1 protein-coding gene is annotated in these 624 nt (G+C 37.0%); it reads left to right on the top strand.

Features of this window, described 5'->3' with window-relative positions:
* Window positions 1-385: 385 nt before the first annotated feature.
* Window positions 386-624, top strand: a 239-nt coding sequence (locus ACQR30_RS04260; RefSeq protein WP_429731743.1) for a hypothetical protein, incomplete at its 3' end; no start/stop codon positions are given.

Here is a 624-nt window from a genome sequence, read left to right as displayed (position 1 = left end):
TAGCTATTCACAGAAGTGATCCGGAGACAAAAGCCTCTAGGTTACCCGGATATTTCGAATATACCAATGGATAGTACATTCGAAGCTGCATCATATACCCCTACAAAAACCATTAAAACATCTAAAAAAATAGATAGTTTCCTTCAAAATTTATAGCCAAATCACAAAAAAACAGCCCCGGCGCTACCTACCTGCCGGCCTACCGACCTACCTACACTACCTAATTGAATGCTTCAAAGACCAAAGTTGTAGTAGACGACGTGAGCTTTCCAACGATATAAAACTCGACTATAAGACACCACAATGTCACGCACCTACATCAAAGAATATAAAGATTTGCGCCGATGTCACTTTTGGCGTATAGCAATTGTATCAGTTTTTATACATGACCAATTTTTTTCCTGATAAAGCATTCAGTACTGATTATAAAAGCCGTTATTCAGAAACAACCCTTAACGCTCTATTTACTAAGCAGGCCCATTCAGATCCATCCAAAATTATCCTGCATTTTAGTGAGCAAAAATTTTCATACCAAAACCTTTTAGACAGTGCTAATAAACTTGCTTGGTTTTTATTAAAATACGATATAAAAATTGAGGATAGGATAGGGGTTGCATTAGACAG

The organism is Arachidicoccus sp., assembly GCF_050436765.1.
Lineage (GTDB): Bacteria > Bacteroidota > Bacteroidia > Chitinophagales > Chitinophagaceae > Arachidicoccus.
Note: the sequence above shows the minus strand (reverse complement) of the source record. Positions and strands in the feature narration are given on the sequence as shown.